The organism is Dawidia soli, from assembly GCF_018598185.1.
GTDB classification, from domain to species: domain Bacteria; phylum Bacteroidota; class Bacteroidia; order Cytophagales; family Cyclobacteriaceae; genus Ohtaekwangia; species Ohtaekwangia soli.
This window is the reverse complement of the sequence record NZ_JAHESC010000005.1, coordinates 1-24,629: the sequence shown is the minus strand read 5'-3', so window position 1 is coordinate 24,629 and position 24,629 is coordinate 1. Positions and strand designations below refer to the sequence as shown.

The following is a 24,629-nucleotide window of genomic DNA, read 5'->3' as shown; positions in this document are numbered from 1 at the left end:
CCTTTTTCTTTACATGAAGGCCTTTTCTGACGATTGTTACAATCATAAATACGCGCAACCCGGCTTTGGTGGATCGCGTTACATATCCTATTTTTAACGCTTAAATAAATCTGGATAACCCTCGGCATGGAAATCTTCCTTCACGCGGAAACCTGGCTCGCCTTGTTAACGCTAACGTTCTTTGAGATTGTTCTTGGGATTGACAACATCATTTTCATTTCCATCGTCTCGAACCGCTTACCTGTCGAGTACCGGGCCCGTACCCGTAACCTGGGTCTCTTGCTGGCCATGGGCGTACGCGTGTTACTGCTGCTGACCATTACATGGGTGATGCAATTTACCCGCCCCCTGTTCGACGTGCCCCACTGGATCGCCGAAGACGGTGCCATCAGCGGCCGCGACCTGATCCTCATCTTCGGGGGTATGTTCCTCATCGCCAAGAGCACGCGTGAGATCAACCACGAGATGGAAGGCGAAGACGAATTGAGCAGCGAGAGCACCTCGAAGAAGGTGAACGTATCGGGTGTGATCGTACAGATCGTATTGCTGGATATAATCTTCTCGTTCGACTCCATCCTGACCGCGGTGGGTCTGACCAACGAGATCATTATCATGATCATCGCCGTCGTGTTGTCGATCGGTATCATGATGATCTTCTCGGGCAGGATCAGCGACTTCATCAACCGTCACCCGTCGATGGAGGTGCTGGCGCTCGGCTTCCTGATCCTGATCGGCTTTATGATCTTCCTGGAAGGTCTGGGCAAGGAAATTCCGAAAGGATATATATACTTCGCCGTGGTATTCTCGATGGGCATCGAGATGATCAATATCCGGGTACGCGGCAAGCGAAAGAAAGCCAAAGAAGAATTCCATGAGTAACGACGAAGCTTTACGGTATCCCATCGGCCGCCACGCGGGCCAGTCCGCGTATACCGCGGCGGAGATCACCACCCTGATCGACCGTATCGAAGCGGTGCCGGCGGAGATCGAAAAGCTTTTCAAAGGGCTGTCGCCGCGTCAGCTGGAAACGCCGTATCGCCCCGGTGGGTGGACGGCCCGACAGGTGTTACACCATATTCCCGACAGCCACGTGAACGCCTACATCCGCACCAAGTGGACGCTGACGGAAGATACGCCCACCATCAAAGCCTATGACGAGGTGGCCTGGGCGCAGACCGGCGAGATCGGAGCCGACCCTGCCCTGGCGGTGGCCCTGCTGAAGAGCCTGCACGCCAAGTGGGTACCCCTGCTGCGGTCGCTGCGCGAGGCGGAGCTGCAACGCTCGTTCTACCACCCCGACTCGAAGAAGCATATACGCCTCGATCAGCTGATCGCCAGCTACGCCTGGCACGGCGAACACCACGCCGGCCACCTCAGGATCGTGGCGGCTTTACCGTAGCATATTTGGTATGCCGTTCGTGTCTTACAACCCACCGTTCTTTCTCTTTAACCGACACCTGGAAACCATCTTCCCGGCGCTGATGCGTTCGGTGGAGCTTCCCCCCTACGCGCGCGAACGCCTCGAAACACCCGACGGTGATTTTCTCGACCTCGACTGGTTATCATCCCAACCCGCCGGGACCGGCGATGCCGGCAGACGCCCCTTGTTGATTCTCTCACACGGCCTGGAGGGCGACTCGTACCGCCCGTATATCAAGGGCATGGCAAAAGCTTTCCTCACGCAGGGCTTTGACGTGCTGGCCTGGAATTTCCGCGGCTGCGGGCTGGACATGAACCGCCTGCTGCGCTTTTACCACAGCGGTGCGACGGAAGACCTGGACCTGGTCGTGCAACACGCCGTCCAGCAAGGCTATACTCAAATCAACCTGGTGGGCTTCAGCCTGGGCGGAAACCTTACCCTGAAGTACCTGGGCGAGCGCAAGTCGTCGTCGGTCATTCGCCGCGCGGTGGTGTTCTCGGTACCGCTCGATCTGTACGACGCCTGCCTGGAGATCTCCAAGCGCGAAAACTGGATCTATGCCCGCCGGTTTCTCAAGAGCCTGAAGTCGAAGATCACGCGTAAGGCCGCCTTGATGCAAGGCCTCGATACGAGCCGCCTGGAGCATATCCGTACCATCCTCGAGTTCGACGAATATTATACCGCGCCGCTGCATGGCTTCGCCAGCGCGCTGGATTATTATGAACGCAACAGCTCGATCCATTTCCTGGACAGCATTTACGTGCCGACGTTGATCGCCAATGCTGTGAACGATCCCTTCCTCGGCAAAAATTCCTTCCCCATCGAGCGACTCGCAGACCACCCGTCAATAACGTTCGAGTGCATCACGCGGGGCGGGCATGTGGGCTTCGCGCAATTCAATAAAAATGGGTTATATTGGAGTGAAGAGCGCGCGTTGCAATTTATCTTGACGTAAATTGCAGACCTAACACCCCTGGCCACTATGATCGATCGCTATAGCATTACTGCGTCCGCCTCAACGCTCAGTGACCGTTTCGGTGTAGACGTGCCTGAGTTTTACAAGCCGCGCTACAACGCCACGACCACGCAGTTGCTACCAGTCATTACGCACACGGCGCCGCAGGGCATCTCTAATTTTTACTGGGGCACCTCGCCGGCCTGGGCCAAGAATAAAACGCTGGGTGAAAAGATCGTCAACGTGCGTACCGAAACGATCCTGGAGAAAGCGGCACAGCAAAAGTCGCTCATCAAGAATCGTTGTATCGTTCCCGCCGATGGTTTTTATGCCTGGAAGCGGTTGGGTAAAAAGAGCTTTAGTCCGTTTCGTTTTGTGAGCCGCGACGCCGGGGTGTTCTCCTTCGCCGGTGTGTGGGAAGAGTATGACGATACGGACGGTAATGAATTTCATACCTTCTCGATCATTACGGTGCAGGCCAATCCTTTAGTGGCTTCCGTACAAGAGCGGATGCCGGTAATTTTGGATCCGAAGGGTGAGGCGGTATGGCTGGGGAAGGATAGTACGGAGGCGGATCTGCTCGGCTTGCTGAAGCCTTTGGAAGCGGAATATCTCAATCATTACTCGGTGTCGCCGAGGATCAGTGATAATGCGGCGGATGCGCCGTCACTTATTATACCGGCTCCACCGGCGGATCAGTTCGGGAATTTGACGTTGTTTGATTAACCGAAAGGACGTTATACATCAGCCCAGGCTATTATAGGCCTGGGTTAATCGTACAAACAGAGATCCAGCCCTGAAAGGGGAGAACGAATTGCACAGTCATCAGGAATCCGGCGATCGCAACGCCTATAAAGTGAGGTGAATTATTCGAGCACGTGCCTCGAGTTGTTACGCCCTTACAGGGCTTATACACTCTCTACATGATTGGCTCCCAGGCCTTCGCTATCGCTCCAGCCTGGGCTGGTGTGTTCCGCCCTTTCAGGGCTTATACATCATTTACATAATTGCCTCCCAACCTACGCTGGCGCTCCAGCCTATTGTGTTCCGCCTTCGGGGCCAGGAGCGGGAACAAAACAGAGATTCGTTTGGCGTTCGGCCACTAAAACCCGTCGTCGCTATCCTCTTCTTTTTCTTCGGCAGGTGCTTCTTCTTCGGGCTGATCTTCGTCTTTCTTTTTCTTAGCCTTTTTCTCTTTCTTCTTCTTGGCGGGCTTTTCGGGCTCGTCGGTTTCGGGCTTGGGTTCTTTCTTTTTCTTGCGGCCGAACAGGCCTTTCTTCTCGGGCTCGGGTTGGGCGAGCTGTGACTGGGCTTGTTGTTGCTGCTCTTCTTCGTCTACGTAGTCGAAGTCGTCGTCGCGCGGCTCGGGGGTTGCGACGGAGTCGGCAGGTTGTTCCTTCTCTTTTTTCTTGAACAGGTTTTTAAAGAAGCCTCCTTTTTTCTTAGCCTTCTTCTCTTCTTTGGCGGCTTCGGCCTGGCCTATCTTGGCGAGGCGTACGTCGGGCAGCACCAGGTAGTTGCGCAGGTACCACATGTAGTTGTCCTGCTCTACGTTGAAGGTAATTTCGTCCACGACGTATTTCGGCGTCGATCTGATCAATTTGCCGGTAGCCGGGTCGATGCGGGCGGTGTCGGAGTATTCGTAGCGCAGCATGCGCAGCTCCTTGTCTTTGGAAATGACATAGATGCTGTCGCCTTCGGCTTCTTCGGTGGTAGTATCTTGCGGAACGTCTTCGATGTAAATGCTGTCGATAACCGAGCGGGCGGCGAGGTCCAGCTCGGCGCCGGGCACGACGCCGTCCTCGCCGTTCAGGCCGAGGCTGTCATAGCCTTCTTTTAACGAATCGGGTACCTGCACGTAGACGTTCTTCATAGGAACGGTCTGCATGTTGCGGATCTTCTTGCGATACGAGGTGGGTTCGGCAATAAGGTATTTGTTCTTGCTGGCCGTCAGCACTTTGGGTGTAGAGTCGTCCTGGAAATAGCTGAATTGCTTGCGCAGCGCGTCCTTGTCGTAGATGAACGCACTTTGATACGCAGGGCAGATCATGCGCTGTGTACAAGCAGTCAGGAACAGGCTACAGATGAATAAAACAAAAAATGCCCTCAGCATGAACAGGGTAATTCAAACAAAAATAAGGATTTTACCCACAACTCTCCTGCTAGCGTAGGATTTATGGCATTTTGCGGTCTATTCATGCCTCTTTTAACGCTGTTTGCTGCTTTTTCGTCAGTCCCGACACTACTAAATTGTAAGAATTGTCGATCCACTGCTGCAAAAGGCGGTTGGGAACCGATCCGTCCATGGTGACGGTGATCCAGTGCTTTTTGTTCATGTGGTAGCCGGGCTGCACGGCGGCGTACTCTTCCTGTAATAAAACACCCTGTTCGGGTTCTACTTTCAGGTTGATGCTGTCAAACTGGTCAACGTTGGTCAGGGCGAACATTTTGCCCATGACCTTGTACACGAGGATCTCCTCCCCGAAAGGAAATTCTTCGGTCACCCCTTTTTTGGCATTGCACCAACGCATGAACTGCTCGAGGTCCATATCACAGCCGGGGCTTGATGACGAGCTTGTAGACGAGGTACAACACCCCTACGAGGAAGATGGCGATGGACAGCTTATTGACCCCGTGCATCATCCTGATATTGATATTGCTGGGGCGTGATGGGTCTTTCTTGCGGAAGAAATAGTTGCCTACTTCTCCCAGGCTAAAGAACTCTTTGATGCCGCCCTGCTTTTTCCCGGCCGGCTCCGCTCCTGCCTTTGCTTTATTTTCCATGTTCGTGTTCTTTAGGTCAAAACATTAATTCACCGCTCCCTGCTCAATCCAGTCGCCGTGCTCGCGGATCAGGTTGATCAGCTCGTCGACGGCCTCGACGGTGGGCACATTCTTGCGCACGACTTCTTTGCCTTTGTACAGCGTGATCCGGCCGGGGCCCGACCCCACATAGCCATAGTCTGCATCGGCCATTTCGCCGGGGCCGTTTACGATGCAGCCCATGATGCCAATCTTGATGCCCTTGAGGTGGCTGGTGCGTACGCGAATGCGGGCCGTGGTTTCCTGCAGGTCGAACAGCGTACGGCCACACGACGGGCACGAGATATACTCGGTCTTGGAGATGCGTGTGCGGGTGGCCTGTAAGATATTAAACGCGGTGTCGTTCACCATTTTGTCGGAGCCACTGCGTATAGTCTCCAGGAAGAGGCCGTCGCCGAGGCCATCGACCAGTAAGCCGCCGGCGTCGGTCGCCGCGTAGAGCTGCAGTTGCTCGCCGTTCAGGTCCTCGTAGTGGCGGCCGATAATGACGGGTACGTCGCAGCCCTGGTTGATCAGCTCCACGAACAGCCGGCGCAGCGCCGCCATGGCGTGGGCATTTGCGGTCGTCGCCAGCAGCACCACCGCAGGATCTTGTTTCAAACGTGCGAGCAGCGACTGATCGATGTCTTCGGGTGTAACGCGCACGAAGTTCAGCACCGGCGATTGTTCCACGCCGCGCCGGTATTCGGCGATGGTCAGCACGGGATAGGTCCTATCCTTATCGCGCTGCGTCAGCCACGTGGCGTGGTGGTAGACCAGTCCCAACGTGCCGGGTATATCAAAATCGACGACGTGGTCGCCGAGGAATATATAGTCGCAGGCGGTATCGGTAATGTTCCATTTATCAAGGGGCACCGAGTATTGATAGCCTACGGCAAACAGCGACGCGGCGGTGATCTTATCGCGTCCCGAAAGGTCGGCGATGACGCGGGGTACGGCGTGTGTACCGCCGATGTTGACGACTTCGCGTGTTATGCGGCGGTTGTATTCATACGGTGTGATGGGGTAATGTACGATGGGCGCGATCGGCGCATGGCCGGCGCGGTGATCGTAGCGGGCGGCCAGCTCGCGGGCCACGGGCACTTCGGCTTCGGGCTCTTCGGTAAGCGACACGCGGATGGTGTCCCCCAGGCCGTCTTCAAGCAAGGTGCCGATGCCGACCGACGATTTGATGCGGCCGTCTTCGCCGTCGCCGGCTTCGGTCACACCCAGGTGCAGCGGGTAAGGCTTCAGCCCTTCTTCGTCGAGCTTCTGCACCAGCAGGCGGTAGGCTTGCACCATGACCTGCGGGTTGCTGGACTTCATGGACAGTACGATGTTGTAGTACTGTTCGTCTTCGCAGATGCGGAGGAACTCGAGCGCCGACTCGACCATGCCCATGGGGCTGTCGCCGTAGCGGCTCATGATGCGGTCTGACAGTGAACCGTGGTTGGTGCCGATGCGCATGGCGGTGCCGTGCTCTTTGCAGATGCGGATCAGCGGCAGGAATTTTTCGCGGATGCGGTGGAGTTCGGCCTGGTAGCTGGCCTCGGTGTATTCGATGGTTTCGAAGCGTTTCTTATCGGCGTAGTTGCCGGGGTTGATCCGCACTTTTTCAACGATACGGGCGGCCAGCTCGGCGGCGTTGGGCGTGAAGTGAATGTCGGCCACGAGGGGCACTTTGTAGCCGCGTACATGCAAGCCTTTGCGGATCTCGGCCAGGTTCTGGGCCTCTTTGATGCTGGGGGCGGTGATGCGTACGTATTCGCACCCGGCATCGACCATGCGGATGACCTGCCCGATCGAGCCCTGCGTATCCATCGTATCGACGGTCGTCATGGACTGAATGCGGATGGGGTTGTTGCCGCCCATCGGCACGTCACCGATGTTCACTTCCAGGGTCTGGCGCCGGCTGTACCGCACCAGGCTGTTACAATATTGCTTTAAAGCGTCAATTGACTGATTCACACACGCTGATTTTAGGGCAAAGGTAGGGAAAAAGACGTCGTTACAGGTCGCCCAGCACGGGTCTGATAACGATTTCCTCCACTACACTCCGGTGAGACAACGCATAGGCGCCATAGACAGTTTCAGCGACATCTTCCACTTTCATAAAACGCTCGTCGGGCAGATCGGTGCCGTCCCAGCTGGCGGTACGTGTGGCCCCGGGAATGATGGCTGTTACGCGGATGTTGTGGGGCTTCATTTCTTCCCGCAGGCATTTTGTGAAGCCCAGGAGGGCGAATTTGCTGATGGCATATGACCCGCCGTTGGGGTAAGCCTTGATGCTGGCTACCGAGCAGATGTTAAAAATATGGCCCTGGCGGTTGCGTTTCATATCCTGGATCAGCCCGCGGGTGGTGCGGTAGGCGCTGTAGAGGTTGGCGTGGATCATGCTTTCCAGGGTGCCTTCGGGCTCGGTGGCGATGTCGCCGGGAATGAAGTACCCGGCATTGTTCACCAGCACGTCCAATGGGCGGTCCAGCTGCTGTACAAACGTACAAAACGCCTTTACCTGATCTTTGTCCGACATGTCGCCCAACCTGACGTGTACGGTCGTGCCGGGGTATGTCGTCTCTACCGCGGCCTTCAGTTCCTGCAGATCATTCTCGTGGCGGGCGCACGTGGCAATATCAAATCCGTTGGCGGCAAATTTCTCGATGACGGCCCGTCCTATTCCCTTGGTTCCGCCGGTCACGGCAATCAGTCTGTTCATGATATTTTTATGTCTATCTTTAGCCCAAGATAAAGATTGCATTTGTTTTATTGCAGCTATGATCACGGAGATTGGTAAGTACTTTATGTTTCTCGGTACGATGTTCGTGCGCCGGGAGTCTTTCAAAACATATTACAAGCTTGTACTGGAAGAATGTGTTTCCATCGGCATCGGCTCCCTGTTCCTGGTCGCCCTGGTGTCGACGTTTATCGGGGCGGTTACAACGGTGCAGACGGCGTTCAACATGGTGAGCGACTTTATTCCCGACTATGTGATTTCGCAGGTGGTGCGTGAAATGGTGGTGCTCGAGCTGGCGCCGACCATCATGGCTGTGATCTATGCGGGCAAGGTGGGCTCGTCCATGGCGAGCGGTTTGGGTACGATGCGCATTACCGAGCAGATCGATGCGCTGGAGGTGATGGGGATCAACTCGGTGTCATACCTGGTGCTGCCCAAGATCGTTGCTTCGCTCATGATGTATCCGTTGCTGGTAGTCGTCGCGGGGGTGTGCGGCATGTTCGGCGGGTACCTGGCCGGTACGCTGACCGGGATCATTTCGCCGAACGATTACGTGCTGGGCTTACGCTCGAGCTACAATGAATTTACCGTCATCTTTGCGCTTATCAAATCCGTTGTGTTTGCGTTCCTGGTGGCGTCCATCTCTTCGTACAAGGGATATAACACCCAGGGCGGCGCCCTGGAGGTGGGTGTTTCCAGCACCCAGGCTGTGACCAGCAGCGTGATTGCCGTGCTGGTGGCCGACTATTTACTGGCCCAACTTTTACTCTCGAAATGATCAAGATCGACAATATAACCAAGTCGTTCGGCGAGAAGGTCGTACTGAACGGTGTGAGCGGTGTTTTTGAAAAAGGTAAGCCCAACCTGTTGATCGGCGCCTCGGGTACCGGCAAAAGCGTTTTGCTGAAATGTATCGTGGGGCTGGTAACGCCCGACAAAGGCGAAGTGTTCTATGACAACCGGCCGTTCTATGCCAGCGACCGCGATGTGAAGACGGATATCCGCCGGGAGATGGGCATGCTCTTTCAGGGTGGCGCGTTGTTCGACTCCAAGACCGTCGAGCAGAATGTCATGTTCCCGCTCGATGTGCTGACCAAAATGCCCCTGGACGAAAAGCTGGATCGTGTCAACTTTTGTCTGAAGCGTGTAAGCCTGGAGAACTCCAATAAAAAAATGCCGTCGGAGATCAGCGGGGGTATGAAAAAACGCGTGGGCATTGCGCGGGCGATCGTGAACAATCCCAACTACCTGTTCTGCGACGAGCCCAACTCCGGACTCGACCCGCAGACGTCGGTGCTGATCGACGAGCTGATCCAGGATATCTCCGAGGAGTTTGACATCACGACCATTGTCGTGACACACGACATGAACTCCGTGATGGGTATCGGCGAAAAGATCCTGTTCATCTACAAAGGCCAGAACCTGTGGGTGGGTACTAAGAACGACATTACACACTCGGGCGTGCAAGAGCTGGACGACTTCATCTTTGCCAACAAAGTGATGCGCAGCCTGCGCCAGCAGGAATAACGATCTCTCCTACCCTTTCTTACGGAACACCAGGTCGGTCTGCTCGATGGCGACCACGCGGCTGTATAATTCTTTCAGGTAGTGGTATTCTTCGGACGAATATACCGCCCGCTTGAGCTGCAACGAGTTGTGCAGGCTGAGGCGATTGCCGGTCTGCTGTATATCAAACAGGAAGCGGCCGCCATCGTTGGGTAACGCCAAGCCCACTTTGGCGGGCGGCTCGACCAGCTCGTAGCTCTCCGGGTAGCTCATGGAGAACACCAGTGTCTTTTCTATGGGCACGCCAAAGTCGACGGGGTACAAACGCTCTACGGACTTGAAGGGGTTTTCGCGTCGTTGGCGCGCAATAAAGGGGCTGAACAGAAATCCCTTGGCCCCGGGTTGATCGAACACGGGGAAGGTCAGCACCATTTTCTCGATCAGGGGCTTTTCAAATTCATCTTCTCCCTCTACCGTATAGGTGACAACCTCCACGTCAGGGTATTTGCCGGCAAAGTCTTTGAGATATTCGTCGTGGTTGGTGAACTCGCCCAGCTTCAGTCTTTTATACAGGGCTGCATAGCCGGTATAGGTCGTTTGCAACGTGCCTTTGAGTATGCCTTCGGGCGACAACGCCACGTCTATAACCTGTACCTCTTTCGATTTATCGGCAGGTTTGAGTTCAAACCAGTATGATTCTTTTTCGGTCATTACCCGGCCCTTGCCGTTCAGGCAACGTTCGGGCAACATGCCAAAGGGTAAATACGGTATGGTCGCATCGAGCAGGTATGATTTCCCATTGATATTGAGCTTGGCGACGACATAGTTGAAATCGCTCATCACGGGGTGTATGTCTGTCGGCAAGCCGTGGTTGCGTGTTGACAGTATGAGTGGTTCTACGTCCAGCTTTGCATAACGCAACGCCGCGATGAGTGACAGGTTGATATCGCCGATGTTGCCTTTCTTCTTTTCATAGGCTTTGCGAATGCCGGATTGGCTATGATACCCGTAGTCCTCGTTCCAGGTATACCAGCTCTTCGTGTAATCGTACACCTGGCGGGCGCGGGCAAGCGGGTCTTGTTCGGCCAGTATCGCAGCCGCGACAGCATCGTCCAGCACATGGCGTCCGCTTTTCAGCTGCCCGCCGAAGTCGTCGTCGCGTCGCAGCTCATCTTCGACATCCTTCCACTCTTTGGTGTACTTGTCTTTGCGGCCGTCAAAATGCTGGATCTCCGACAGCTCGAAATTGATGCCGGCCAGAAAGTTCGACTTGGCCGTCATATATTCTTCTTCGCGAAACGCGGGTATATCCTTCATACCCCATTTATACCGGGCGCAGTCCGCGCGGTATCCGCCGCCCGGCGCAAAGCAGTCTTTGATCACTTCGCCGTCTTCCAGATCCAGCTTCAGGAAACCGCGCAGGGTGATATTAAACGTATAGTTTCCGGGGATGGTCGCCCAATACTCGCTGTAGATCTTGGGCATTTCGGACTGAAACTCCCAGTCGCGGAAATTAAAGATGTAGGGTGATTCCAGGATATAGCTAAATTCGATCACCGATCCTTGCCGCACATTGGGAATGGCGAATTTGGTGACGTCCCAATTCTGCGTAACGTTTTGGGTATAGATGTTCTTGGGATCGAATTTTGTCTCTTTCATCGATCCGTTCTCATAGTTATAGCTCGACGCGCGGATCTTGCGTACAGTTTCCGAACGGCTTTCTTTGTGGTAGCGCGGTATCTCGATGTTGGCGTAACGCACACCGCTTTTCTTCAGGATCTTGATGCGCACGTGATACTCCAGCAACAAGTTGTGGTCGTTGCTGTTGTCGATATACGCCTCGCCAAACTCCTGGAGCACAACGGCCTCGGCGGTAGTGTCCTTGTCGTATTGGGTCATGTCCAGCTCGCGGTAGGTGGCTTTGCCATAGTCAAAGCCGTGGTCCTGGGCGGTGGCTACGGCACCGGTATACACCAACATCAGTACGAGCAGTAATCGGGGGTACATGGGATTAAAAAACTGTTTGTAAAATTTCTTCAAGATAAAAGTTTAATACCTTTCGCGCATGAAAATCGGACTGCTTTCGGACACGCATGGCTACCTGGACCCGGCCGTATTCCGGCACTTTGAATCGTGCGACGAGCTCTGGCATGCCGGCGACATTGGCGAAGGCATCCTGGACCGGCTGCAGGCCTTCCGCCCGGTCCGGGCCGTGTTCGGGAACATCGACAGCCGCATGCTGCAAACATCGTTGCCCGAAGACCTGTTCTTTACGTGCGAGGGCGTGGAGGTCTGGATGACCCATATCGGCGGCGTACCGCCCGGGTATAACCCGCGTGTAAAAAAGATCCTGAAAGCCCGCACACCGCCCGCCCTGTTCATCTGCGGCCACTCGCACATCCTGCGGGTGAAGCGCGACCCGGGCTTTAACAATATGCTGTATCTCAATCCGGGCGCGGCCGGCAATCACGGCTTTCATGCCATGAAGACCCTGGTGCGTTTTACGATCGACGCGGGTCAGATCGGAAACATGGAAGTGATCGAGCTTGGCAAGCGTGGCGTCCTGACACCGGCGGAGTAGTCGCGATCAGAAATGATAGGTCAGGGCTATGCCGCTGCCTTTCAGATTCATGGAGACGGATTCGGCATCCTGGCGTTTCAGGGCGCGGTTATATTTCGCAGCTCCTTTTACCCACAAGATGGTGCCGGGTATGATCATGCCTGCGCCGCCTACCATCATCAATATACCGAGTGCGGCCTTGGGATCACCCTCTTCGTAGGTCGTACCGTTAGAAGTATAGGTGTTGTAGTAGGTCTCGTCTGCATTGCCATAGACAATAATACCGCCTGCCAGCATGCCTGCACCGAGTATGGTGAGGATGCGGCCCGCCTTGCGCATGCGCTCACCGGGCAGGCGGGCGGGATGGTATTCGCCCAGGCCTTCGTAGGTTGGAACGTCTTGTACGATCGGACTTACCGCGTACGTAGGTGTTGTGATTGAAATGCCTGGAGAAGCTTTTGCCAACAGACCATAGTCCGCTTGTGCGGAAGCATGCAGACCGCAGAGGGTCAGCACCACCGCAAGGGTTAACGTGTATTTCATACTGATACTGAATACGGAACGGCGGACGTTGGTAAGCTGGTGCCTACTAAACGTACTGGTTGAGCATAACCGGCATCACCAGCATGAGGATGTCTTCGCTCTCGTCTTTCTCTACCGGCAGGATCACACCGGCCTTGTTGGGGGCCGACATGGTCAGGCGGATCTTGTCTGAGTCGAGGTTGGTCAGCATTTCGATCAGGAACTTCGCGTTGAACCCGATCTCGATGTCTTCACCGTCGTGCTCGCAGGAGAGACGTTCGTTCGCTTCGTTCGAGAAATCAAGGTCTTCGGCCGAGATCTGCAGCTCGCTGCCGGTGATCTTCAGTCGTACCTGGTGGGTTGTTTTATTGGCGTAGATCGAAATACGTTTCAGTGCGCCGAGCAGGTCGTTGCGCTCGATCGTCATGGTGATGTTGTTGGCTGTCGGGATCACGTTGTCGTAGTCCGGGAAGCGCTCGTCGATCAGGCGGCAGATCATTTTGATGTTGCCGAACTTAAAGAAGGCGTTTGACATGTTGAAGTTCAGCGCTACGTCGGTGTTTTCCGACGGCAGCGTGGCTTTCAGCAAGTTCAGGGCCTTGCGGGGGATGATGATGGAATTGCCGTTCTCGGACTTCACGTCGGCGCGGCGGTAGCGCACCAGGCGGTGGCCGTCGGTCGCTACGAACGTAGTGTTCTTTTCCCCCAGGTTGACGTACACACCGGTCATGGCCGGGCGAAGCTCGTCGTTGCTGGTGGCGAAAATGGTATTGTTTACGGCACGTGCCAATACTTCGGTTGAGATCTCTGCGCTAAAGTCATTTGAAACCACAGGCACTTTCGGGAAATCTGTTGCATTCTCACCCGACAGCTTGTAACGGCCGTTGTCGGAAATGATCTCGACGCTGTAGGTAGACTCGTCGATCGAGAATGTTACGGGCTGCTCGGGCAGGTTCTTGAGGGTATCCAACAGGATCCGTGCCGGCACGGCGATGCTACCCTTCTCTTTAGATTCCACCTGAATTTCAGTGATCATGGACGTCTGCAGGTCAGACGCCGTTACCGTTAATCCACCTTTCTCCAGTTCAAACAGGAAGTTCTCCAAAATGGGTACAACCGGGTTGGTGGTAATCACACCATTGATATTAGAGAGTTGCTTAAGCAGGTAAGCAGAGTTAACAATAAACTTCATTCCAGTAAAAGTAAAAAGTGGTTAGTTTCTAAAGCGGGGGTAAAGTTATAAAGAAAACCGAATAATAAAACGGTCAGGAATTTGCAAAAAAAGCTGGATAATTTGGATTATTCCCTGGAAAAAAATGCTTTTGGCCGGTTTAACGACAGCAAGTCGTTTTCGCGGAAAAAAGCCCAGGCGGTCTGGTCGATCCTGCCGATGACGGGGAGCGCCTTCCGGGAAGTGCCGGCCGGCTGGCTTCCCTGCGGATACGGAAAGACCTCCAGGGTGTAGGTCGTGCCGCCTACGTCGTTGACTTCGATCAAAAATAAGGGCGTTGTTTTGCCCAGGCTGTCCAATGCGGGTGACGGGTCTTGATATTCTTTTACTTGCAGCAGGGAGACGGCATCGAGGTAGCTGTTGAGCCGGGCGGTGTTGGTCTGCTCGAGGGTCAGGCCACGGATGCCGAAATACTGGTCGTTCAGCTCCACGCGGAACCCGTCGGCTGCGGCGGCCGGATACTTTGTTTCCAGGCTGCTGAAGTTGCGCCAGTTAAATCCGAATACGTAGCGGCTGCGCCACCCCTGCCCTGCCAGCTCGAATATGCCGGCCGTATAGACACGGTAGCCGGGAATGGTCACGATATAGGGTTCCTCGCCGGGGCGCATAAAATATGCTTGTGTTTTTTGCCGATTGCCCCCGGCATAAAACACATCGATCTTTTCTCCACCCGAGATAAGGGTTACTTCCACACCTTCCTTCTCCAATCTGTTTGCCACCGAGTCGCGCTGGGTGACGGCCACCGGGCGACGCGGCTCTGCCTGCCGCAAGGTGGCAAACAGCACGTCGACCATGTTGCGGTCGGCATCGAACTGATCGTTGACACGCCATTGCGATCCGCTGAACTTCAGCTGTGTGGCGCCGGTAGATGTGCGAAGTACCACTTCGTTGATGGTGGTCAGATCGGCTGTCTTAAAAAGGTCTTTGTTTACAACGGGCGATTCTCCCTGGCTGTTGAGCCAGAGCATGCCGGCGGTGGCCAGTAGCAATGCTACCAGTATGATCGCCCGTTGTTTGTTCTTCTTTTCCTGCATCATCCGAATCGCGCAAATTTTTTCTTCCGCCAATACATCCGCACGACGCCAAAGATCGTCAGCAATACCAGGGGCAGCACCAGGTTGAGGATCTGCCAGGTAACGCGTTCCTGCGTCACCTTCTCCCGGTCCAGCGGCCGGATCTTGATCTGTTTACTGCGTGCCTGGATCAGTCCTTGCTCGTCTACCAGGTAGGCTACCGCATTCATCAACAGGTCGCGGTTTGCAAAAATATAGTTCGTAAACGGATAGAAGCCCAGCGGCTGGGGTTGATGGCTGCGAGGGTTCACTTCGTTCATGGCCAGGTCGGCATCGGCCAGCACCACCAGTCGTGTCGGGGCGCTTTGATCGCGGAAGGCTTCCTTTGTCTCGCCGTTGGGCAGGAAGCGGTTCTTGTAGAGCGATGGGAAGGTGCCTTCCAACAGGTAGCCTACGGGCACGCCGTCTTTTGAAAAGTCTTCGGGCCGCACGCCCTGGCGCAGCGCGTTCGCGCTGATGTTCACCGGCGCCACGACGGTGCGTGTCTGCGCGGAGGTGAGCAGCAACGGTGTCTTCTTTACGCCCGGTGCCTTGACCGTGTCGATGCTGCTGACGAAGCGCGTAACGATGGCATCGAGGTTGCGCGTGATGGGATGATCGGCATAGCGGTTGATGAGGGGAAAGAACGGCCACTCCATCATCTGCATTTGCGGCTTGCCGCCGGTCTGCCCGGTGACGATGGGATAACGCGCAGACTGTAAATCTTGTATGAGGTCGGGATTGATACGCACGCCGTATCTAAACAGCTGGTCGTCGAGGTTTTCGGGATAGGGCAACGCCAGGTAGCCCTCGGCGCTGGCGCTGTCCATGCGGGCGTTGAGCCGGTCGATCAGGAACATCACTTTGCCGCCTTGCATGATATACTGGTCCAGGCGGTATTTCTCCTGCTCGGTATAAGCCGTGACGGGTCGCACCATGATCAGCGCGTCGTAGGTTTCCAGCGAGGGCGTTGTGACGAGGTTTACACCGCGCTCTACTTCGTATACCTGGCCCAGGTCGCGGTACAGGCTGACGACCTGCAGGCTGTCGGCTTCGCCGTGGCCGCTCAGGAAACCGATGCGTTTGCGGTCGGTGTTGGTGAGGGTATACAGGGCGTTGATCAGCTCATACTCGATCGTTTCGATGGACTGGTTGATGCGTTCATCGGAGGTGCGGGCCGTGCTGCCTTTTAACAACATGACGCCGGTCTCCATGCCGCCGGATGCGATGACGGCGCCGGGGAAGATGATCTTTTCGACGCGCTGCCCGTCGCGTGTATCCACCACGTTCGTCGGTTGAATGCCGCGTTGGGCGAGGTCGGCCATAAACTCCGACTGGGCCTGTTTACTGCCAGCGGCCTGCGGGTCGGTAAAGGTGACGTGGATCTTGCCGGGGGCATACACGCGGAACTCGTCGAGTGTTTCGCGAATGTTCTTTTGAAAGCGGCGAAAGCCGGCATTCAGCTCTCCTTCCAGGTACACTTCAATGTATACATCGTCTTCCAGGGTGCGCAGGATGTCTTTGGTCTGGGGCTTGATGCTGTAGCGTTTTTCTTCGGTCAGGTCCGCCCGAAAGAAATAGCGCGTGGCCACCAGGTTGACCAGCAGCACCAACACCACGGCATTGGCCAGTAGCAGGAAGTCGCCCGTCTTTTTGCTTTTCCAGTTTACCATTGTCTGCTTCCAATAACGAGTTTGGTGATGGATAACAACAGAAAGATGACGCTGCCGAAGTATACCAGGTCGCGGCTGTCGATCAGCCCCTTGCTGAGCGACTCGTAGTGGTAGAGGATGCCAAATTGGCGGATCACCAGGGTGTTGGCCGACCAGACGTCGAGCGTGGCCAGCGAGTCGAATCCCGAGAACAGCACAAAGCAAAGGAACGCCGCCAGGATGAACGCCACGATCTGGTTAGGCGTAATGGACGATGCCAGGATGCCGGCTGCGCAAAATACGGCGCCCAGCAAGGCCAGGCCGATGTACGACCCCGCGATGCCGGCGGTATCGAGATTGCCCGGCGGGTTGCCCAGTTTATATACCGATATGTAGTACAGCACGGTGGGGAGTAAGGATACGAGCACCAGGGCGAAGCCTGCCAGGTATTTGCCGAGGATGATGTCCCAATCGCGCAGTGGTTTGGTCATGAGCAGCTCGAGCGTGCCGGCTTTGCGTTCTTCTGCAAAGCTGCGCATGGTGATGGCGGGAATGAGGAAGATAAAAACATAAGGTCCCATGGAAAACAGCGTGTCCATGTCGGCATAGCCGTATTCGAGCACGGAGGTCTCGGGGAAAAACCACATGAACAACCCGATCACGGTCAGGAAGGCGCCGATCACCAGATAGGCGATCAGGGAGTTCAGGAAGCTGCTGAATTCTTTGGAGAGGACCTGGAGCATGTTTTAGAACGCTGCAAAAATAAGGTTATTTTTCTGCATTTGGCGTGGCGCCGGCGGCTGTGAGCGCGTGAAAAATAGTTTCCAGCGAATTTTCTTCCTGCTGCAGACCGATCAGCGACAAGCTGTGGTCGGCGGCAAACCGAAAGATCTCCGGGCGCACGTCTGCGTCTGCCGACGTGAGGGCAAAGCGGCCGCCTTCGAGCGATCGGACGTCGGTCACGCCCGGCAGGGTGCGCAGTTGTTCGGCGGTTACGCCGCCGGCGAACTCGGCAATTACGACACGCTGGCCGCCGCTACGCCGCAGCAGATTCTCCAGGCGGTCATCGGCCACGATCACACCTTTGTTGATGACGATCACGCGGTCGCACAGCGCCTCCACTTCCTGCATGATGTGCGTGGAGAACAATACGGTCTTGTCGCGGCTCACGTCTTTGATAAGCTTCCGGATCTCCACAAGCTGGTTGGGATCGAGCCCCGACGTCGGTTCGTCGAGGATCAACACGCGGGGGTTGTGTATGAGTGCCTGCGCCAGGCCTACCCGTTGGCGGTATCCTTTGGAGAGTGTTTCGATCTTTTTGTTCTGCTCGCGTGTAAGGCCACAGCGTTCGATCATGGCTCCCACGGCGTGGCGCAGGGTGTTGCCGCGCATGCCGTAAAGCTTGCCGACGAAATGCAGATATTCATGCACGAACATATCGAGGTACAAGGGATTGTGCTCGGGCAGATAGCCCGTGATCTTCTTGACCTGGAGCGGCGCTTCGACTACGTCATGGCCAGCTACCCGCACATGCCCGGTGGTAGGCGGCAGAAAGCAGGTGGCGATCTTCATGGTCGTGGATTTGCCGGCGCCGTTCGGACCGAGGAAGCCTACGATCTCGCCTTCGCCCACGGCAAAGGAAATACCGTCTACGGCTTTTTGCTGTCCGTACTGTTTGGTGAGGTTCTTTATTTGCAGCGACATGCTCGGAAAGAAAAGGCAAGTTTAACGCTTTTTTGAACATGTTAAGTAGTGAGGATCCATCGTTTACGCCAGACCACCCGCCCGGGCCGCCAACGGCCGCGCCGTTCTGCCACGGATCCGCACGGGCCGAGGCTGTGCTTGTGCGGGCGTTTCCCGGAAGGCCCGCTTCCGGTCCATTTTAAGAAATTTTTAACACCGTTTTCAGATCCTCCAGTGTTACAAACGCCGGCAGGTGGCTATTAAGGTGTTGACCGGAACAGGGGAATTCCGGAAATTTACGCTTCAATGAACCATATTATGCGCTACCTCGCTTTTGTCTGCTTTCTTCTTACTTCCGCATTTTGTTCGGCTCAAACGGGCTACAACTTCAAGTTCAAGGTCACGGGCTGGAAGGACACGACCGTCTACCTGGGCCACTATTATGGCGAAAGCACGTACATCAAGGACACCGCGCACGTCAGTGCCGCCGGCGAGTTTGTGTTTGACAACAAAAAGGCCCTGCCCCACGGTGTGTACTTCCTGGTACTGAACAAGAACAAGATCTTCGAATTCCTGGTGAGCGACAACCAGCGGTTCACGATGGAGACCAAGCAAGAGGACTATATCAAGTTCATGAAGACCAGCGACCCCGACAACAAGCTGTTCTTTGAAAACATGCTCTTCAACATGGAGCGACACAAAGAAGCCGAGCCCTTTTTGAAGGTGCTGCAAGACAGTACGCTGTCGGAAGATCAGAAGAAGGACGCACGTGCGGATTTCAACAAGATCAACGACAAGGTCATGGCTTACCAGGCGGAGATCATCGCCAAGCACCCCAAGACGCTGACGGCTACGATCTACAAATCGAGCCAGGCCGTGAAGGTTCCCGACCCGCCCAAGAAAGCCAATGGCAACATCGACTCGACCTTCCAGCTTCGCTGGTACCGCGAACATTTTTTCGACAACTTCGATCTGAGCAACGATGCGCTTATACGCATGCCTCGCCCGGTGTACCGCGAGAAGTTGAAGGAATATACCAGTAAGCTGTTTGTGCCACAGGCAGACTCGGTCATCAGGGCTGTCGACAAAGTCATTGCACTGGCGAAGAAGAACGAAGAGACGTATAAGTATTCGGTCTTCGTTTTCATCCAGGAATATCAACAGCCCGAGATCATGGGTCTGGACGCGGTGTTTGTGCACCTGTATGACAAATACTTTGCCACGGGCGAAATGGACTACTGGGCTACCAGCCTGAAGAAGACGCTGAAAGAGCATGCCGATCGCCTGCGTAAAAGCATGATCGGCAAGGTCGGCCCCAACCTGATCATGCAGGACGCCAACTTCAAGCCGCGGGCGATGTATGACATTAAAAACAAGTATACCATTTTATTCATCTTCGACCCCGATTGTGGCCACTGCAAAGTGGAGACGCCCAAGCTGGCCGAGTTTTATACCAAGAACAAGACAAAGTTCGACATCGAGGTCTATGCGGTGAGCTCGGACACGTCGATGGCCAAGATGCGCGACTACATAAAGAAGATGAACATGAAGTGGATTACGGTGAATGGCCCGCGTACTTATGTCGGTCCTTACAGCGACCTGTATGACGCGCCTACCACGCCCACCCTGTATGTTCTCGACGAAAAGAAGAAGATCATCGCCAAGAAGGTGCCGATCGAAAGCCTGGAGGAGTTTTTCACCAACTACGAGAAGTTTCTGAAGGCGCGCACGGCCAGCCAGGCCAAGGCCAAAACCCCCTCTAAAACCTAAGCGCTACCGGACACCGCTCCGTACGGAAGTGAACAGTTTTTCAAGTTCGTACGGTGCAAAAACGGCCTGGCAGGCTGGAAACGGGGTTTTGTAACTTTTTGCCCCTTTTTTGAGTCTTATATGCAACCATTCACCCGATGCGTGGTATCTAGTGAAGTAGGATGTAATTTAAACCAATACCTGTATGGCCTTTTTTGATAAACTCCTTGGCAAAAAGAAACCGGAACTGAAAGCCCGCTGCCCCATTACCCGGGAGCCGATTGAAAACGGCTTTGGGTATCTGCTCACAACGTCGCAGATCATTGCCTCGAAGAAGTATTGGGACATGATCATGACCGAGCCGGAGACGATGTCGTATACGGTATCTCATTTTAAGAACGTGGCGAGCGGTACGCAGATGCGCAACATGATCTTCGAGAAATACAGCAGCATCGACAAGCCGTGGATGATCTCCGACTCGTGCATCAACTTGTTTGAGAACGTCGACAAAAAGTCGGCCCGCGAGGATGCGCGCAAGTGGTGGGAGCACGCCGGCCAGTATGTGCCGGAGCAGTCCGGCCCTGCCTCGGATGCGCTGGACGCCCAAACCTTCCAGGGTTGGAAAGACTATGCGGTACTGGAAGCCGGCCGCTCGAGAATTGTACTACAGTAGTTTTTAGATAGTTTAAAGTAATGGAAAGGCCGCGCTGGAGAGCGTGGCTTTTTCTTTTTCGATGGTAATGGATTTAGTACATTAGAAATGTATTGAGATCAGTCCTTGTGTAACCCGTTATATCCTTAGTTGTGAAAAATGAACAATACGTAGTAGAATCATCGAGCTCATTATTAAAATTCGAGTTTCATAGTGAAGGTCCGAAAGGCAGAATAAGGAAACAGATCGTCTTCAGAGCATTTGAAGATGCCCCCACTGTATTCAACCTGGGTTTTGGTGACGTTGATGAAAACGATGAAATTAACGACACGGTGGTAACCGATAATCGAGATAGTCAGAAAGTACTAACGACAGTAGCGTTAGCCGTGTTAAGGTTTTACGAGAAATATTCAGGAAACTTTGTTTACGTTACAGGCAGTACGAAGTCACGCACGCGAATGTATCGCATGGGAATTGCCAAAAATATAGAGGAGATTTCGGCTAGTTTTGTAATCTACGGATATGTCAACGATTCCTGGGAGGAATTCAAACAAAACACTGATTATCAAGCATTTCTAATAGAAAAGAAAAATTAGTACCTTTGTGAATATGAAAAAGGGATTGAATCTATCCGCGCTGGCAAAACAAGCTGCCAAAATCAAGATCGCCAAGCGGCTTGATAGTATGGAGGATGCCCCCTTCTTTAAGAAGAAGATGGAGAAGGGTGCCAAGATGCTGGCAATTGCTGGTCTGCCCAAACGTTAAGTTAATATCTATTATGCTATAGCACTCGTTCGAGCATGCTATATATGCTTCTTTAGTTATTTCGATCAATCGTGTACTGCACGAGTTGAATCAGCGAACGCTTATAGGTCGACTCGGGGAAATTCACCAAGAGGGCAAGGGCGTCCTGGTGGAATTTGTTCATGGCGTCGGTGGCATATTGGATGCCGCCGGACTTCTTGACAAAGTCGATGACCTCGCGCACTTTGGCGGGTTTGCTGCTTTCGTTCTTGACGATGCGGATGATCCGGCGCTTTTCGAGCCAGCCGGCTTTTGACAACGCATGGATCAGGGGCAGCGTCATTTTCTTTTCTTTGATATCGATGCCAACGGGTTTGCCGATCTCTTCTTCGCCATAGTCGAAGAGGTCGTCTTTGATCTGGAAGGCCATGCCGATCTTTTCGCCGAAGTTGCGCATGATGGCCACGGTTTCGGCACCGACGCCGGAGGAGCTGGCGCCGACCGAGCAACAGGACGCGATGAGCGATGCTGTCTTTTGGCGGATGATTTCGTAATACACTTCTTCGGTGATGTCCAGGCGGCGGGCCTTTTCCATCTGCATCAGCTCGCCCTCGCTCATGTCGCGTACGGCGTTGTTGACGATGCCGAGCATGTCAAAGTCGCGGTTTTCAATGGATAGATGCAACCCGCGCGACAGGAGGAAGTCGCCTACGAGGACCGCTATCTTGTTTTTCCACAGTGCGTTTACGGAGAAGAAACTCCGGCGGTAGTTGGCTTCGTCCACCACGTCGTCGTGCACCAGCGTGGCCGTGTGCAGCAGCTCGATGAGGGACGCGCCGCGGTGGGTGGACTCGTCGATTCGTCCGCAGGTGCCCGCGCTCAGGAAGACAAACATGGGACGCATCTGCTTGCCTTTGCGCTTGACGATATAGTTCATGATCTTGTCCAGCAGCATGACGCGGGTCTTCATCGAGGCCCGGAACTTCTGCTCGAACTCCTCCATCTCCCGTGCGATCGGGGCTTTGATATCGTCTAATTTCAAAGACATGGCCGCAATAATACGGAAATAAGGCTCTATCTCTAATACCCTCTCGCGGATTTAATACAGGCCCGGGTCGACGGCTATTGACTATTGTGCGGGTACTGCCGTATTTCGGGCCATGGATCTTTTACCAGGAATTTGGGGCTATATACTCTTTTCGGTCATGGTCTTGACCATCGCAGTGGTCGTGGCCCGCTTGCTGCGCTTTATCATGGGTCGTATGATCCGGGGCGCCTCCACCAAGCTGAAAGTGGACCCCACCAAGTATAATTTCCTAAAAAACGCGGTCGAGTTCATTGTGTATATCATCGCGTTGATTGTGCTTTTCAACTCCATCCCCACGCTTAAAAGCTATGGCACGGCCCTTTTTGCGGGCGCCGGTGTGCTGGCAGCCATCGTCGGTTTTGCGTCGCAGTCGGCGTTTTCCAATATCGTGAGCGGCGTGTTCATCGTCATTTTCCGGCCCTTTAGCGTGGGTGACCGCGTGAAGGTGGGGCAGCTCTATTCGGGCGACGTGGAGGATATCACCCTGCGCCACACCGTGATCAAGGACTTCGAGAACCGGCGTATTGTCATTCCCAACAGCGTGATCAACAACGAGACGATCATCAACTCTACGCTGGAGAACGAGGTCTTGTGTATGTTTATCGAGGTGGGGTTGTCGTTTGACTCCGACGTTGACCAGGCCCTGCGTATCATGCAGGAGGAGGCGATGAAACATCCCGACTGCCTGGACAACCGTACGCCGGAGGAGATCGAAAGCGGCATTCCACAGGTACGGGTGCGGCTGGTGAACATTTCGGAGACGGCCCTGCAGCTGCGGGCCGGCGCCTGGGCCAAAGACCCGGCTACGGGGTTTGCCATGAAGTGTGACCTGCTGCGGAGTATCAAGCTGCGGTTTGACGAAGCGGGATTATCGCTTGCACGGCCGCAGCAAACAGTTTATCTTAAGCAACAGACCCCAGACGCATGACCGTAACGCCTGTTGCCGCCACCCATCCCGATGGCCGGGAAATCCTCGAGCTGATCTCCTATAACCGGGAGAGCCATGACAAGATCGATTGCATGGCAGTGAACGAGCTTTTGCAGCAGCTCAAGCCGGACCGTGTCAACTGGATCAACGTGGACGGCCTCAACAACCAGGACGTTATCGAGAAGATCCAATCCCATTTCTGCCTGCATTCGCTGCTGATCGACGACGTGCTGAGCGACCAGCGCCCCAAAGCCGAAGATTTCGACGACTACCTGTTCTTTACCATGAAAATGCTGCACCGCATCGACGGCACGGGTATACATTACGAACAGATCAGCTTTGTGTTGGGCAAAAACTACCTGGTATCCTTTCAGGAAAAGGAAGGCGACCTTTTTGATGGCTTTCGCGAACGCATTCGCCTGGACCTGGGGCGTGTGCGCAAACGTCAGGCCGATTACTTATTATACCGGCTGATCGATATCATTGTCGAGAACTATTACAATGTACTGGACCGGGTCGGCGACCTGGTAGAAGACATTGAAGAAACGGTTTATGAAAGTCCCACCAACCAGACCTTTCACCGCATTCAGAAATTAAAAAAGGAGCTGATCTTTCTGCGCAAAGCCTTGTATCCGCTACGGGATGCGCTCGGCAAGATCATTAAAGACGAGTGGGAATTTGTGCACGAGGAAAATCTGCGATTCTATTCAGACGTGTACGATCACGTGGTACACCTGATCGATTCGGTCGATACATACCGCGATCTGACGGCCGGCCTGATGGACGCTCACATCAACGCCATGAACACACGCATGAACGAAGTCATGCGTGTGTTGACGGTCATCTCTACGATCTTCATGCCGTTGACCTTTATTGTAGGCGTGTATGGCATGAACTTCCATCATATGCCCGAGCTAAGCTGGCACTGGGGATATTACGGCGTGTGGGCCATCATGGCGATGCTGGTGATCGGCATGCTCGGCTTCTTTCGCTATAAGAAGTGGTTCTAGCCCCCTCCTATTGCTTTGTTACGCCGGGGCTGCGCTGCAGAAACTCGTCGTACAGCTCAGTCTGCCGGCTCTTCATCTGAATCTTCCAGCCGTCGATAAATACCTGGTGTATGGTGGTTTTGGTCTCGAACGGATCGCCGTCGCTGATAAACAGCGTGGCGTTCTTGCCTACCTCGATCGAGCCCAGTTTGTCGGCTACGCCAAAGATCTCGGCGGGCACGATGGTTACCGCTTTCAGGGCTTGCTCGCGTCCTAAGCCGTAGGCTGCCGCAAAGCCGGCGTTGTTCGGCAGGTTGCGCACGTTGCCGCGGTCGTCGGTCGTGCCGAGGTCTACTTTTACAC

Annotated in this window: 27 protein-coding genes; 13 read left to right on the top strand and 14 right to left on the bottom strand. The window is 54.5% G+C overall.

Annotated elements, in window-relative coordinates:
- Positions 1 to 126 precede the first annotated feature (126 nt).
- Genes KK078_RS04805 through KK078_RS04790 form a run of 4 tightly spaced genes read left to right on the top strand, consistent with a single transcriptional unit; the run spans position 127 to position 3,101 of the window.
- Positions 127 to 879, top strand: a complete 753-nt coding sequence (locus KK078_RS04805; RefSeq protein WP_254089115.1) for a TerC family protein — start codon at positions 127 to 129, stop codon at positions 877 to 879.
- Positions 872 to 1,399: a YfiT family bacillithiol transferase gene (locus tag KK078_RS04800; RefSeq protein WP_254089114.1), complete on the top strand. Its 528-nt coding sequence runs from the start codon at positions 872 to 874 to the stop codon at positions 1,397 to 1,399. Before KK078_RS04805 ends, KK078_RS04800 begins: the two co-directional genes overlap by 8 nt.
- Before the next feature lie 10 nt (positions 1,400 to 1,409).
- A complete protein-coding gene (locus tag KK078_RS04795; protein ID WP_254089113.1) occupies positions 1,410 to 2,375 on the top strand; it encodes a YheT family hydrolase in 966 nt (321 codons plus the stop codon).
- A 27-nt stretch (positions 2,376 to 2,402) separates the two neighbouring features.
- Entirely contained in the window at positions 2,403 to 3,101 is a 699-nt protein-coding gene (locus KK078_RS04790; RefSeq protein ID WP_254089112.1) for an SOS response-associated peptidase, read from the top strand.
- A gap of 376 nt (positions 3,102 to 3,477) precedes the next feature.
- Here the strand turns inward: KK078_RS04790 and KK078_RS04785 are convergent, their stop codons facing one another.
- The 5 genes from KK078_RS04785 to KK078_RS04765 form a co-directional block, all read right to left on the bottom strand.
- Positions 3,478 to 4,488 carry a hypothetical protein gene (locus tag KK078_RS04785; RefSeq protein WP_254089111.1) on the bottom strand — a complete coding sequence of 337 codons (1,011 nt, stop codon included), beginning with the start codon at positions 4,486 to 4,488 and terminating at the stop codon, positions 3,478 to 3,480.
- Positions 4,489 to 4,570: 82 nt separating this feature from the next.
- Positions 4,571 to 4,924, bottom strand: coding sequence for an MmcQ/YjbR family DNA-binding protein (locus KK078_RS04780; RefSeq protein WP_254089110.1), 354 nt, complete (start codon positions 4,922 to 4,924; stop codon positions 4,571 to 4,573).
- A 1-nt stretch (position 4,925) separates the two neighbouring features.
- A complete protein-coding gene (locus KK078_RS04775; RefSeq protein WP_254089109.1) occupies positions 4,926 to 5,159 on the bottom strand; it encodes a DUF6728 family protein in 234 nt (77 codons plus the stop codon).
- Positions 5,160 to 5,183: 24 nt separating this feature from the next.
- Positions 5,184 to 7,145, bottom strand: coding sequence for a (E)-4-hydroxy-3-methylbut-2-enyl-diphosphate synthase (gene ispG, locus KK078_RS04770; RefSeq protein ID WP_254089108.1), 1,962 nt, complete (start codon positions 7,143 to 7,145; stop codon positions 5,184 to 5,186).
- A gap of 40 nt (positions 7,146 to 7,185) precedes the next feature.
- Positions 7,186 to 7,893: an SDR family oxidoreductase gene (locus KK078_RS04765; RefSeq protein WP_254089107.1), complete on the bottom strand. Its 708-nt coding sequence runs from the start codon at positions 7,891 to 7,893 to the stop codon at positions 7,186 to 7,188.
- A 61-nt stretch (positions 7,894 to 7,954) separates the two neighbouring features.
- On the opposite strand from KK078_RS04765, the gene KK078_RS04760 reads away from it, so the two are divergent.
- Together KK078_RS04760 and KK078_RS04755 are read left to right on the top strand one after the other, a co-directional pair.
- Positions 7,955 to 8,689 carry an MlaE family ABC transporter permease gene (locus KK078_RS04760; protein ID WP_254089271.1) on the top strand — a complete coding sequence of 245 codons (735 nt, stop codon included), beginning with the start codon at positions 7,955 to 7,957 and terminating at the stop codon, positions 8,687 to 8,689.
- The gene (locus KK078_RS04755) at positions 8,686 to 9,438 is read left to right on the top strand and encodes an ABC transporter ATP-binding protein (RefSeq protein WP_254089106.1); all 753 of its coding nucleotides are present in this window, start codon (positions 8,686 to 8,688) and stop codon (positions 9,436 to 9,438) included. The genes KK078_RS04760 and KK078_RS04755 overlap by 4 nt, the downstream gene beginning before the upstream one ends.
- A gap of 9 nt (positions 9,439 to 9,447) precedes the next feature.
- On the opposite strand, the gene KK078_RS04750 is transcribed toward KK078_RS04755, so the two are convergent.
- Positions 9,448 to 11,424: a DUF3857 domain-containing protein gene (locus KK078_RS04750; protein WP_254089105.1), complete on the bottom strand. Its 1,977-nt coding sequence runs from the start codon at positions 11,422 to 11,424 to the stop codon at positions 9,448 to 9,450.
- A 58-nt stretch (positions 11,425 to 11,482) separates the two neighbouring features.
- Here KK078_RS04750 and KK078_RS04745 point away from each other — a divergent pair, with 58 nt between their 5' ends.
- Positions 11,483 to 11,998: a metallophosphoesterase family protein gene (locus KK078_RS04745; RefSeq protein ID WP_254089104.1), complete on the top strand. Its 516-nt coding sequence runs from the start codon at positions 11,483 to 11,485 to the stop codon at positions 11,996 to 11,998.
- A 6-nt stretch (positions 11,999 to 12,004) separates the two neighbouring features.
- Here the strand turns inward: KK078_RS04745 and KK078_RS04740 are convergent, their stop codons facing one another.
- The 6 genes from KK078_RS04740 to gldA form a co-directional block, all read right to left on the bottom strand.
- On the bottom strand, positions 12,005 to 12,520 hold the full coding sequence (locus KK078_RS04740) for a hypothetical protein (RefSeq protein ID WP_254089103.1): 516 nt from the start codon (positions 12,518 to 12,520) through the stop codon (positions 12,005 to 12,007).
- 46 nt (positions 12,521 to 12,566) lie between these two features.
- Entirely contained in the window at positions 12,567 to 13,691 is a 1,125-nt protein-coding gene (gene dnaN, locus KK078_RS04735; RefSeq protein WP_254089102.1) for a DNA polymerase III subunit beta, read from the bottom strand.
- Positions 13,692 to 13,798: 107 nt separating this feature from the next.
- Positions 13,799 to 14,767: a DUF4340 domain-containing protein gene (locus KK078_RS04730; protein WP_254089101.1), complete on the bottom strand. Its 969-nt coding sequence runs from the start codon at positions 14,765 to 14,767 to the stop codon at positions 13,799 to 13,801.
- Positions 14,764 to 16,455, bottom strand: coding sequence for a gliding motility-associated ABC transporter substrate-binding protein GldG (gldG, locus tag KK078_RS04725; protein WP_254089100.1), 1,692 nt, complete (start codon positions 16,453 to 16,455; stop codon positions 14,764 to 14,766). The genes KK078_RS04730 and gldG overlap by 4 nt, the downstream gene beginning before the upstream one ends.
- Entirely contained in the window at positions 16,449 to 17,177 is a 729-nt protein-coding gene (gldF, locus tag KK078_RS04720) for a gliding motility-associated ABC transporter permease subunit GldF (protein ID WP_254089099.1), read from the bottom strand. Before gldF ends, gldG begins: the two co-directional genes overlap by 7 nt.
- Before the next feature lie 25 nt (positions 17,178 to 17,202).
- Positions 17,203 to 18,138 carry a gliding motility-associated ABC transporter ATP-binding subunit GldA gene (gene gldA / locus KK078_RS04715; RefSeq protein WP_254089098.1) on the bottom strand — a complete coding sequence of 312 codons (936 nt, stop codon included), beginning with the start codon at positions 18,136 to 18,138 and terminating at the stop codon, positions 17,203 to 17,205.
- A 285-nt stretch (positions 18,139 to 18,423) separates the two neighbouring features.
- Between gldA and KK078_RS04710 the strand changes: the two genes are divergently transcribed.
- From KK078_RS04710 to KK078_RS04695, 4 genes are all read left to right on the top strand, one after another.
- Positions 18,424 to 19,887, top strand: a complete 1,464-nt coding sequence (locus KK078_RS04710) for a thioredoxin-like domain-containing protein (protein WP_254089097.1) — start codon at positions 18,424 to 18,426, stop codon at positions 19,885 to 19,887.
- A gap of 184 nt (positions 19,888 to 20,071) precedes the next feature.
- Positions 20,072 to 20,539 carry a hypothetical protein gene (locus tag KK078_RS04705; protein WP_254089096.1) on the top strand — a complete coding sequence of 156 codons (468 nt, stop codon included), beginning with the start codon at positions 20,072 to 20,074 and terminating at the stop codon, positions 20,537 to 20,539.
- A 131-nt stretch (positions 20,540 to 20,670) separates the two neighbouring features.
- The gene (locus KK078_RS04700; RefSeq protein ID WP_254089095.1) at positions 20,671 to 21,114 is read left to right on the top strand and encodes a DUF6934 family protein; all 444 of its coding nucleotides are present in this window, start codon (positions 20,671 to 20,673) and stop codon (positions 21,112 to 21,114) included.
- A 13-nt stretch (positions 21,115 to 21,127) separates the two neighbouring features.
- The gene (locus KK078_RS04695) at positions 21,128 to 21,283 is read left to right on the top strand and encodes a hypothetical protein (RefSeq protein ID WP_254089094.1); all 156 of its coding nucleotides are present in this window, start codon (positions 21,128 to 21,130) and stop codon (positions 21,281 to 21,283) included.
- A 52-nt stretch (positions 21,284 to 21,335) separates the two neighbouring features.
- Here the strand turns inward: KK078_RS04695 and KK078_RS04690 are convergent, their stop codons facing one another.
- Positions 21,336 to 22,310, bottom strand: coding sequence for a polyprenyl synthetase family protein (locus tag KK078_RS04690; protein WP_254089093.1), 975 nt, complete (start codon positions 22,308 to 22,310; stop codon positions 21,336 to 21,338).
- 157 nt (positions 22,311 to 22,467) lie between these two features.
- On the opposite strand from KK078_RS04690, the gene KK078_RS04685 reads away from it, so the two are divergent.
- The gene (locus KK078_RS04685) at positions 22,468 to 23,277 is read left to right on the top strand and encodes a mechanosensitive ion channel family protein (protein WP_254089092.1); all 810 of its coding nucleotides are present in this window, start codon (positions 22,468 to 22,470) and stop codon (positions 23,275 to 23,277) included.
- On the top strand, positions 23,274 to 24,287 hold the full coding sequence (corA, locus tag KK078_RS04680; protein ID WP_254089091.1) for a magnesium/cobalt transporter CorA: 1,014 nt from the start codon (positions 23,274 to 23,276) through the stop codon (positions 24,285 to 24,287). Before KK078_RS04685 ends, corA begins: the two co-directional genes overlap by 4 nt.
- A gap of 7 nt (positions 24,288 to 24,294) precedes the next feature.
- Here corA and KK078_RS04675 read toward each other — a convergent pair.
- Positions 24,295 to 24,629: amidohydrolase family protein (locus tag KK078_RS04675; protein ID WP_254089090.1), on the bottom strand; the 335-nt coding region annotated here is incomplete at its 5' end.

Excerpts from the sequence above, each read along its gene's own strand:
- gldG (WP_254089100.1), bottom strand. The coding sequence starts at position 16,455 with ATGGTAAACTGGAAAAGCAAAAAGACGGGCGACTTCCTGCTACTGGCC.
- KK078_RS04800 (WP_254089114.1), top strand. The coding sequence starts at position 872 with ATGAGTAACGACGAAGCTTTACGGTATCCCATCGGCCGCCACGCGGGC.
- dnaN (WP_254089102.1), bottom strand. The coding sequence starts at position 13,691 with ATGAAGTTTATTGTTAACTCTGCTTACCTGCTTAAGCAACTCTCTAAT.
- gldF (WP_254089099.1), bottom strand. The coding sequence starts at position 17,177 with ATGCTCCAGGTCCTCTCCAAAGAATTCAGCAGCTTCCTGAACTCCCTG.
- KK078_RS04765 (WP_254089107.1), bottom strand. The coding sequence starts at position 7,893 with ATGAACAGACTGATTGCCGTGACCGGCGGAACCAAGGGAATAGGACGG.
- KK078_RS04685 (WP_254089092.1), top strand. The coding sequence starts at position 22,468 with ATGGTCTTGACCATCGCAGTGGTCGTGGCCCGCTTGCTGCGCTTTATC.
- KK078_RS04775 (WP_254089109.1), bottom strand. The coding sequence starts at position 5,159 with ATGGAAAATAAAGCAAAGGCAGGAGCGGAGCCGGCCGGGAAAAAGCAG.
- KK078_RS04805 (WP_254089115.1), top strand. The coding sequence starts at position 127 with ATGGAAATCTTCCTTCACGCGGAAACCTGGCTCGCCTTGTTAACGCTA.
- KK078_RS04730 (WP_254089101.1), bottom strand. The coding sequence starts at position 14,767 with ATGATGCAGGAAAAGAAGAACAAACAACGGGCGATCATACTGGTAGCA.
- gldA (WP_254089098.1), bottom strand. The coding sequence starts at position 18,138 with ATGTCGCTGCAAATAAAGAACCTCACCAAACAGTACGGACAGCAAAAA.
- KK078_RS04750 (WP_254089105.1), bottom strand. The coding sequence starts at position 11,424 with ATGTACCCCCGATTACTGCTCGTACTGATGTTGGTGTATACCGGTGCC.
- KK078_RS04785 (WP_254089111.1), bottom strand. The coding sequence starts at position 4,488 with ATGCTGAGGGCATTTTTTGTTTTATTCATCTGTAGCCTGTTCCTGACT.
- KK078_RS04740 (WP_254089103.1), bottom strand. The coding sequence starts at position 12,520 with ATGAAATACACGTTAACCCTTGCGGTGGTGCTGACCCTCTGCGGTCTG.
- KK078_RS04755 (WP_254089106.1), top strand. The coding sequence starts at position 8,686 with ATGATCAAGATCGACAATATAACCAAGTCGTTCGGCGAGAAGGTCGTA.
- KK078_RS04705 (WP_254089096.1), top strand. The coding sequence starts at position 20,072 with ATGGCCTTTTTTGATAAACTCCTTGGCAAAAAGAAACCGGAACTGAAA.
- corA (WP_254089091.1), top strand. The coding sequence starts at position 23,274 with ATGACCGTAACGCCTGTTGCCGCCACCCATCCCGATGGCCGGGAAATC.
- KK078_RS04795 (WP_254089113.1), top strand. The coding sequence starts at position 1,410 with ATGCCGTTCGTGTCTTACAACCCACCGTTCTTTCTCTTTAACCGACAC.
- KK078_RS04690 (WP_254089093.1), bottom strand. The coding sequence starts at position 22,310 with ATGTCTTTGAAATTAGACGATATCAAAGCCCCGATCGCACGGGAGATG.
- KK078_RS04710 (WP_254089097.1), top strand. The coding sequence starts at position 18,424 with ATGAACCATATTATGCGCTACCTCGCTTTTGTCTGCTTTCTTCTTACT.
- KK078_RS04745 (WP_254089104.1), top strand. The coding sequence starts at position 11,483 with ATGAAAATCGGACTGCTTTCGGACACGCATGGCTACCTGGACCCGGCC.
- KK078_RS04780 (WP_254089110.1), bottom strand. The coding sequence starts at position 4,924 with ATGGACCTCGAGCAGTTCATGCGTTGGTGCAATGCCAAAAAAGGGGTG.
- KK078_RS04695 (WP_254089094.1), top strand. The coding sequence starts at position 21,128 with ATGAAAAAGGGATTGAATCTATCCGCGCTGGCAAAACAAGCTGCCAAA.
- KK078_RS04790 (WP_254089112.1), top strand. The coding sequence starts at position 2,403 with ATGATCGATCGCTATAGCATTACTGCGTCCGCCTCAACGCTCAGTGAC.